4 protein-coding genes are annotated in these 8,997 nt (G+C 71.9%); 2 read left to right on the top strand and 2 right to left on the bottom strand.

Annotated features, from left to right (window positions below; genetic code table 11):
• Window positions 1–135: 135 nt before the first annotated feature.
• The gene (locus ACTWQE_RS25385) at window positions 136–1,956 is read right to left on the bottom strand and encodes a phosphoenolpyruvate carboxykinase (GTP) (RefSeq protein ID WP_443331358.1); all 1,821 of its coding nucleotides are present in this window, start codon (window positions 1,954–1,956) and stop codon (window positions 136–138) included.
• A gap of 287 nt (window positions 1,957–2,243) precedes the next feature.
• On the opposite strand from ACTWQE_RS25385, the gene trhA reads away from it, so the two are divergent.
• Window positions 2,244–3,017 carry a PAQR family membrane homeostasis protein TrhA gene (trhA, locus tag ACTWQE_RS25380; protein WP_443331357.1) on the top strand — a complete coding sequence of 258 codons (774 nt, stop codon included), beginning with the start codon at window positions 2,244–2,246 and terminating at the stop codon, window positions 3,015–3,017.
• 411 nt (window positions 3,018–3,428) lie between these two features.
• Here the strand turns inward: trhA and ACTWQE_RS25375 are convergent, their stop codons facing one another.
• Window positions 3,429–5,495 carry a thioredoxin domain-containing protein gene (locus tag ACTWQE_RS25375; protein WP_443331356.1) on the bottom strand — a complete coding sequence of 689 codons (2,067 nt, stop codon included), beginning with the start codon at window positions 5,493–5,495 and terminating at the stop codon, window positions 3,429–3,431.
• Window positions 5,496–5,608: 113 nt separating this feature from the next.
• On the opposite strand from ACTWQE_RS25375, the gene ACTWQE_RS25370 reads away from it, so the two are divergent.
• Window positions 5,609–8,911, top strand: a complete 3,303-nt coding sequence (locus ACTWQE_RS25370) for a tetratricopeptide repeat protein (RefSeq protein WP_443331355.1) — start codon at window positions 5,609–5,611, stop codon at window positions 8,909–8,911.
• The last annotated feature ends 86 nt before the right edge of the window (window positions 8,912–8,997 follow it).

Below are 8,997 nucleotides of genomic sequence, written 5' to 3'. Positions count from 1 at the left end.
CCCCGGCGTACGACGATGCCGTCAGCGCGACAGGCGGGAGCCTGCGCACCGACGGCATCGAGGCGATCGAGGCAAGGGCGGTGCCCCGGGTGTCTCCGACACCCGGGGCACCTTCCGGAAGGCGTCCGGGGAGCGTCAGCCGAGCCGCTGGACGAGGGCGCGGTACTCGTCCCACAGCTCCTTCGGCGTGTGGTCACCGAACGTGTTGAGGTGCTCGGGCACCAGGGCGGCCTCCTCGCGCCACACCTCCTTGTCGACCGTGAGCAGGAAGTCGAGGTCGGCGTCGGCGAGGTCGAGACCGTCGGTGTCGAGAGCCTCCTTCGTCGGAAGGATGCCGATCGGCGTCTCGACGCCCTCGGCCTTGCCCTCCAGCCGCTCCACGATCCACTTGAGCACACGGCTGTTCTCGCCGAAGCCCGGCCACACGAACCGGCCGTCCGCGTCCTTGCGGAACCAGTTCACGTAGTAGATCTTCGGCAGCTTGTCCGCGTCGGCCTGCCGGCCGACCTTGACCCAGTGGCCCATGTAGTCGCCCATGTTGTAGCCGCAGAACGGCAGCATGGCGAACGGGTCGCGGCGCAGCTCGCCGACCTTGCCCTCGGCGGCGGCCGTCTTCTCGGAGGCGACGTTGGCCCCGAGGAAGACGCCGTGCTGCCAGTCGAAGGACTCGGTCACCAGCGGGACGGCGGTGGCGCGGCGGCCGCCGAAGAGAATCGCCGAGATCGGCACGCCCTTGGGGTCCTCCCACTCGGGCGCGATGATCGGGCACTGCCCGGCCGGGACGGTGAAACGGGCGTTCGGGTGCGCGGCCGGGGTCTCCGAAGCCGGAGTCCAGTCGTTGCCCTTCCAGTCCGTCAGATGAGCGGGGAGCTCCTCCGTCATGCCCTCCCACCACACATCGCCGTCGTCGGTGAGTGCGACGTTGGTGAAGACGGAGTTGCCCCACATGGTCTTCATGGCGTTGGCGTTGGTGTGCTCGCCGGTGCCCGGTGCGACACCGAAGAAACCGGCCTCAGGGTTGATCGCGTAGAGGCGGCCGTCCTCGCCGAACCGCATCCAGGCGATGTCGTCGCCGATGGTCTCGACCGTCCAGCCGGGGATGGTCGGCTCGAGCATCGCGAGGTTGGTCTTGCCACAGGCGGACGGGAAGGCCGCGGCCACGTACTTGGACTCGCCGCGCGGCGGGGTGAGCTTGAGGATCAGCATGTGCTCGGCGAGCCAGCCCTCGTCACGGGCCATGACGGAGGCGATGCGCAGCGCGTAGCACTTCTTGCCGAGCAGGGCGTTGCCGCCGTAGCCGGAGCCGTACGACCAGATCTCCCGGGTCTCCGGGAAGTGCGAGATGTATTTGGTGCTGTTGCAGGGCCACGGCACATCGGCCTGACCGGGCTCGAGCGGCGCGCCGAGGGTGTGGACGGCCCTGACGAAGAAGCCGTCACTGCCGAGCTCGTCGAGGACGGGCCGGCCCATACGGGTCATGGTGCGCATCGCGACGGCGACGTACGCCGAGTCGGTGATCTCGACACCGATGGCGGACAGCGGCGAGCCCAGCGGGCCCATGCAGAACGGCACCACGTACATCGTGCGGCCGCGCATGGAGCCCTTGAAGATGCCCCCGTCCCCCGCGAAGATCTTCCGCATCTCGTCGGGGTGCTTCCAGTGGTTCGTCGGGCCCGCGTCCTCCTCCTTCTCGGAGCAGATGAAGGTGCGGTCCTCCACACGCGCCACATCGCTCGGGTCCGAGGCGGCGTAGTACGAGTTGGGGCGCTTGACGGGATCGAGCTTCTTGAAGGTGCCCTTCTCGACGAGCTCCTCGCACAGGCGCTCGTACTCGGCCTCGGAACCGTCGCACCACACGACCTGGGCAGGCTCGGTGAGTGCGGCGATCTCGTCGACCCAGGAGATCAGTTCCTGGTGGTGGGTGAGGGTGGTGGGAGCCGCATTGCTGCGCGCCACGATCGCTCCGTCCCGCCGGAACCGCGCTGCTCCGGCGTCACATATTGAGGGGTTGAACGGACCCCCGACCCTGGGGTTCCCCCGTGCCGGAGGCCAGGAGGAGTCCGCTTATTGAAGTAGTTGCCCCGTGGGGGCTGCGACCCGGACGCTTCGTGACCGCTCATCCGGTGCCGACCGCACTCATATGATCATCCGACCCGGACGCCATTCTGTCCAGAGGGCGATCCCGTGAGCATCACCACTCGGTATCACGCCGTAACTTACGGTCGCGTAGCTAGCATTGCCGTATGAATGCCGCCGCGCCCGACGCCTCATCCGACGACGCCGCACCCGACGACATCCCATCCGGCTCCACCGCGACCTCAGCCGGCCGACGGACCGAGGTCACCGAGGCCTCCGGCCCCCGGCAGCTGCATCTCCCGCTGCCCATCAAGCCACGGCTGCGCGGCTGGCTGCACGCGGGCATGTTCCCGGCGGTGCTCATCTCGGGTGTCTTCCTGACAGCGCTCGCGGACAGCACCCGCGGCCGTATCGCGTGTGCGATCTACACGCTGACCGCGTGTCTGCTCTTCGGCATCAGCGCGCTCTACCACCGCGGCAGCTGGAGCCCGCGGACGACGGCGGTGCTCCGGCGCCTGGACCACGCCAATATCTTTCTGATCATCGCCGGCACCTATACACCGCTCACGATGCTGCTGGTCCCGGGCGGGCGGGGACAGGCGCTGCTGTGGGCCATCTGGGTGGCCGCGATTGCGGGCATAGCCTTCCGGGTCTTCTGGGTGGGCGCGCCCCGGTGGCTCTACACCCCCTGTTACATCGCGATGGGCTGGGCAGCGGTCTTCTTCCTCCCCGACTTCATGCACAGGGGGGGTATCGCGGTGCTCGTCTGCGTGATCGTCGGCGGGCTGCTCTACAGCGCCGGCGGCGTGATCTACGGCATGCAGCGCCCGAACCCCTCCCCCCGGTGGTTCGGCTTCCACGAGGTGTTCCACTCCCTCACGCTCGCGGCGTTCGTCGTGCACTACGTCGGCATCTCCCTGGTGGCCTACCAGCACGCGTGATGGCGGACGCACCTGTCCCGTGGCCGTGGCTTCGATGCCGCGGCCACGTCTCGTCGTCCTGCCGAGGTGCGGGCCGCCCTGCCTTCGCGCGGCTCCTTGCCTCCATGCGGTCCCGCCTCCGTACGGCTCCCGCTTTCACGCGGCTCCCGCCTCCGTACGGCCCCGCCTTCCGTACGGCTCCCGCCTCCGCGCGGCTCCTGCCTCGCAAGGGGCTTCCCGCCTCCGTGCCGGCGTGGGCGCTCGGCCGCGGCACCGCCCACCGCGGCCCTCCGGCTGGCCGAGGGTGAGCAGGACGCGGAGGCGCCTGAGGCCTGAGCACGGGCAGCGCAGCGTGGCCTCCACATGCACCCGCCTTCGCACGTACCCCCTCCGCCGCCACATCCGCCCACCGGCTCGGGTCGCGCCTGCGCGTCAGCCCGCCTCGGCCCCGACCCTCTCGGCCAGCACCCCCGGGTCGGCGGTCGGCGCGTCACAGGTGAAATTGCGGCACACATACGCCGCCGGGCGGCCCTCCAGCAGCGGGCGGTCGCGCAGCAGCGGTACATCCGCGGCGTCCTCCGCGCCCGGTGCGCCGACCGCGACTGCGGCGCCGGGCGCCGTGCCCAGGAGCGCCGTACGGTGCAGAGCCGCGGTGGCCGGGTCCTTGTCGGGCCCTACGACAGCCACCTCACGCGGTCCGTCCAGCGCCGCCTCGGCGACCGCGAGCCCCCATCCGACGAAGCGCGGAGCCCGCGGACCCAGCGCCTTGACGACGCCCAGCGCCCGCTCGGCGGCCTCGCGGTGCCGGAAGCTGCCCGTGAGGGCGGCGTACGAGAGCAGGGCCCCGGCGGCGGCGGTCCAGCCCGACGGAGTGGCGTTGTCGGTCGGGTCCTGGGGCCTGCGGATCAGCGTCTCACCATCGTCGGCGGTGTCGTACAGCGAGCCGTCCTCGCTCGTGAAGTGCCGGAGCACGGTGTCGAGCAGCAGCCCCGTGAACTCCACCCACACGCCCTCGCCCGTGACGGAGAACAGCGCGAGGAAGCCCTCGGCGATATCGGCGTAGTCCTCCAGCACCCCGGCGTTGCTGCCCGCGGCGCCGTCGCGGGAGGTGCGGTGGAGCCGACCGTGGTGATCCATATGGACGCGTACCAGCAGGTCGGCGGCGTCCAGGGCTGCCTCGACCAGATCCGGCCGGTCGAAGTACGCACCGGTCTCGGCGAGGGCCGCGACGGCCAGCCCGTTCCAGGCAGCGACGATCTTGTCATCGCGGCCCGGTCGCGGCCGCTCCTCACGGGCCGCCAGCAGCCGCTCCCTGATCCGGTCCATTCCGGCGTCGTGCCCGTCCCCCTGCCGCGCGAGCCGGAGCACGGAGGCGCCCTCCTCGAAGGTCCCGGCCTCGGTCACTCCGAAGTACGCGGCGGCCCGGCGCGCGTCCTCCTCTCCGAGCGCCGCACGCAACTGCTCGGGCGTCCAGACGTAGTACGCGCCTTCGACGTGCCTGCCCGAACCGGCGGCCTCGCCCTCGAACGCCGGGCTGTCCGCGTCGAGCGCGGACGCGAAACCGCCTTCCCGCGTGCGCAGTTCGCGCACCATGAAGTCCGCGGTCTCCAGCGCCACGCGGCGTGCGAGATCCGACCCGGTGGCCCGCCACAGATGCGCGTACACCCGGCACAGCAGGGCGTTGTCATAGAGCATCTTTTCGAAGTGCGGAACCGTGAAGGTGCGGTCCACGGCGTAGCGGGCGAAGCCGCCGCCGAGCTGGTCGTAAATGCCACCGCGCGCCATGGCCTCGCAGGTGTCCCGCGCCATCTGGAGCGCGCCCTCGGAGCCGGTGCGGGCGTGATGCCGCAAGAGGAACTCGAGCACCATGGACGGCGGGAACTTCGGCGCGCCGCCGAATCCGCCGTGCGTGGGGTCGTAGTCGCGGGTGAGGCCGAGCAGCGCCGCATGGAGATCGTCCTCGCCGGGCGGCTGCGGGGCGGTGTCACCGAGTGTGAGCGAGCGCGAGGCGAGATCGCGGGCGATCTTCCCCGCGACCTCCCCGACCTCGTCACGCCGGTCGTCCCAGGCGGACCGTACGCCCTGGAGGATCTGCCGGAAGGACGGCATTCCGTGGCGCGGCTCGGGCGGGAAGTAGGTGCCGAAGTAGAAGGGCTCGGCGTCCGGGGTGAGGAAGACGGTCATCGGCCAGCCGCCCTGTCCGGTGGCGGCCTGCACCGCCTCCATATAGACGGAGTCGACATCGGGCCGCTCTTCCCGGTCCACCTTGACCGGCACGAAATGCTCGTTGAGATAGGCGGCGGAGTCCGGGTCCTCGAAGGACTCGTGCGCCATCACATGGCACCAGTGGCAGGAGGAATAGCCGACGCTGAGCAGCACGGGCACATCGCGCCGTCGCGCCGCCGCGAAGGCCTCTTCCGACCACGGCCACCAGTCGACCGGGTTGTCCGCGTGCTGGAGCAGGTACGGGGAGGTCTCATGGGCCAGTCGGTTCGGCATGTACCCATCCTGACTCATTCAGCCGCTCGGGGGAGTTATCCACAGGGCTCACGGAAATCCCGTAGACGCGGAAGACTTGCGCACGAGACGTTCGCTGCTGGAGGGGGAAGCCCATGCCGGGCTCACTGGCGATTCTGCGGGACAGCCACCGGGCGGAAGTGGAGCGGCTGTTGGCGCGCGCCGTCGAGGAGGAGGTGCGGCGCTCGGGCGGGCGCACGGACGGGGCGGTGCTGCTGGGGCGGGCGCGTGACGCGCTGGACGACCTGGCGGCGTCGGCGGCCGAGGAGTACGGCGCTTATGTGCGGGCGCTGGAGGAGTCCGCGGGCAGGCGGCCGCCGGGCCCGCGGCTCTCGCGTGCGGCGCTGGGCACGCCGGCCCTGGTCACAGCGGTGGCGGCGGTGGCCGCCGTCGGTACGGACCTGGGGTACGGGACGTCGGCGGGCACGGCCCTCGCGGCCGGTGCGGCGGTGGTCGTGGCGGGGAGCGCGGCCGCGGTCCTCAAGCTCACGGTGGGGCACTGGCCTTCGGCGCACCGCGATGCGGGGCTGCGGGGCCGGCCGGGCGGTGAGGAGCAGCTGAGACTGGAGTGGCTGACGGCGCTGGAGGTGCGGGGCATCCGGCCGTTCCTGGACCGGCAGCGGATGCTGGCCGCCGTCAATCGGCGCGACGGCGTGGCCGCGGGCACGTCCCCGGGCCGGGGCCGGGGCCGGGGCGGTCCGGTCGGCAGGAGCGGGCGGGGGCCCCAGCTGCGTGGCGGGGACAAGAGCGCGGCGGCCCGGCGGCGGAGCGTACTCCAGCAGTCCTTCGGCCATCTGCCGGAGGAGGACGGCCCGTTCGCCGGACGGCGGCCACAGCTCCTGCAGATCGCACAGTGGGTGCACGCCTCCCGGGCGAGCACCGAGACGAAGCCCACGGTGGTGGTGCTGCACGGTGCGCCGGGTTCCGGCCGGACCACCCTGGCCGTGCGGGCGGCGCACCATCTGCGTGACCAGTTCCGCGGGGCGTGTGTGGTGGACCTGCGCGGGGGCAGCTCCGAGGAGGTGCCGCTGCCCACCCGGGACGCCCTGCTGCATCTGCTCAACCGTCTCGGCGCACCCCGTGAACAGCTGCTCTTCCGGGAGCGGTCCTCCCAGGAGCAGCAGGTCAGGCGGTTGAGCGAGCTCTATCACCAGCATGTGACGGGGCTGCCGGTCACGGTCGTTCTGGACGACGCCTCCGATCCGGAGCAGGTGCGGGTGCTGCTGCCGGAGCGCTCCGACAGTCTGCTGCTGGTCACCGCCGGGGCTCCGCTCGATCTGCCGCCGGACGTCCCGGCGCGGGTCCATCAGATGCCGGTCGAGCCGCTGGACGCCGCCGGGGCCGAGGAGCTGCTGGGTGCCGTGGCGGAGCCGCAGTCGACGGGGCCCTACGACCTGGAGGCAGGGGACAGGATCCGGGAGCTGTGCGGTGGGCTGCCGCTGGCGTTGCGGGTCGCGGGGTCCTCACTGGGCTCCCGTACGCCGACCGGGCTGGCGGCCGATCTGGAGGCGTACGGCCCGGTGGACCCGGTCGAGCGGGCGCTGAGCCTGCGCTATGCCGACCAGTCGGACAGCGACCGCAGACTGCTGCGGCGGCTGTCGCTGGCCGGGCGGGCCAGCTTGGGTGCTGCTGCGGCGGCCGCGCTCCTGGCCACCGACGAGCAGGAGGCCGATCGCCGGCTCGCGGCCCTGTCCCGAGCCGGGCTGATCGAGCATGTCCGGGGCACCCGCTACCGGCTCCATGACCTTGTACGCGCCTTCGCACACGCGCGGCTGCTGGACGAGGAGGACCCGGCGGAGCGCGCGGCGGCGCAGGAGCGGCTGATCCGTAGCTATGCCGAGCTGGCCGACTCGGTGATCCGGCTGGTCGACGGCAAGACGTCGACTCGCGCGGATCAGTTCGGATCGCACGGGTTCACCTCGCTCGACGCGGCGCTGCGCTGGCTGGACGACGAGTCGAGCTTCATCACGGCGGCGCTCCGGCATGCGGAGGACGTGGACCACTCGGCGGTCCTGCATCTGCTGGGTGCGCTGTGCGACTACTGCCTGCTGCGCGGCGATCTCTACCGGCTGGGCGAGCTGAGCGAGCTGACGGAGGCCGCCGACCGGGGGCTGCTCGTACGGTCGGTGCAGTGGCGCACAGGTGTCGCGGCCCGCCAGCTCGGTGAGCTGGACAAGGCCCGTACGACCCTGTCGTCGGTGGTGGACCTCTACTTCGAGGCGCAGCATCCGTCGGGCGCGGCCAGGGCCCTGCGCGATCTCGGCATCACCCTGCATCACCAGGGCAATCTGCCCGAGGCCGCCGCGAAGCTCCGGGCCGCCCTGGACATGCAGACGGGCGACGAACTGCGCGGGGACCGTGCGTGGACTCTGCACGCGCTGGCGGCGGTGGAGCGCGACCGGGCAGGGATAGCGGAAGCCCTGGAGATGCTGGAGACGGCCCTGGAGCTGCACCGGGGCAGTGAGAGCCTGCACGGCCAGGCCTGGGCACACTTCCAGCTCGGGCAGGTGTATCTGCGGATGGGCGAGGTCTCGCCCGCGGAGCAGCAGCTGCGGCAGGCGCTGGAGGAGTACGGCAGCACCCGTGACGCCCGAGGGGAGGCCTGGGCGCTGACCCAGCTGGCCCGGGCCCGGCTGGTGGACGACGACGCTGCCACCGCGGCGGACCAGCTGCGGCAGGCGCTCTCCCGCCACCGTGACAACGAGGACGCGCGAGGCGAGGCCTGGACCCGCTACTACCTGGGCCAGGCCCTGGAGGAGCGGGGTGAGCACGATACGGCGGTGCGGGAGCTGGAGCGGTCCCGCACGATGTTCAGCCGTATGCGGGACGTCTACGGGCTGGCGTGCGCACGGCACCACTCGGCGCGGGTCACCCGCGACCAGCGGGCGGCCCAGACGGGCAGCCTGCGCAACAGCGGTTTCGCCCGCCAGCTGCTGCAGGACGCACGGCAGGACTTCCACCGGGTGGGCGTCGCGCACGGCGAGGCGTGGTCGTGCATAGAGCTGGCCGTGATCGACGCGGGCAACGGCCGGACGGCGCAGGCGCTGGACCTCGCGGAGGAGGCAGGGCGGCTGTTCGTGAGTTACGGCGACCGGCGCGGCGATGACTGGTCCCGATTCCTGCGCTGCACACTGCTGCCGTTCGCCTCGGCAGGCGGATCGGTGGTGGGCACGGCGGTGGCTCAGGAGGAGCTCGCCCAGCTCCTGCGGGAGTCGCACGAGAGACGGGACCCGAAACTGGAGGACTGCGCGGAGGCGTACACGCTGATCCTGGAGCGGGGTGTGGAGCCGGAGACCGGCTGGCAGGCATGGCGGCTCGGCATGGTGCCGAACCGCCACTCCCGGGAGGTGATGGGTGTCAGCGTCCCGGCTTCTCGCCAGTCGCTCCCCGACACCTGACCGGCGCCCGGCCCGGCGCCGCTCCACGTCGAGGCGCGTCCCTGCGCGGAGCGGTGCCGCCACGAGTCCGAGATCCGGCGGCCCCG

This window comes from Streptomyces sp. 8N706, assembly GCF_052245415.1.
GTDB lineage: Bacteria > Actinomycetota > Actinomycetes > Streptomycetales > Streptomycetaceae > Streptomyces.
The sequence above is the reverse complement of the archived record's forward strand: the minus strand, read 5'-3'. Positions and strand labels throughout refer to the sequence as shown.

Coding starts and splice junctions, on each gene's coding strand:
- ACTWQE_RS25375 (WP_443331356.1), bottom strand. CDS start 5,495: ATGCCGAACCGACTGGCCCATGAGACCTCCCCGTACCTGCTCCAGCAC.
- trhA (WP_443331357.1), top strand. CDS start 2,244: ATGAATGCCGCCGCGCCCGACGCCTCATCCGACGACGCCGCACCCGAC.
- ACTWQE_RS25370 (WP_443331355.1), top strand. CDS start 5,609: ATGCCGGGCTCACTGGCGATTCTGCGGGACAGCCACCGGGCGGAAGTG.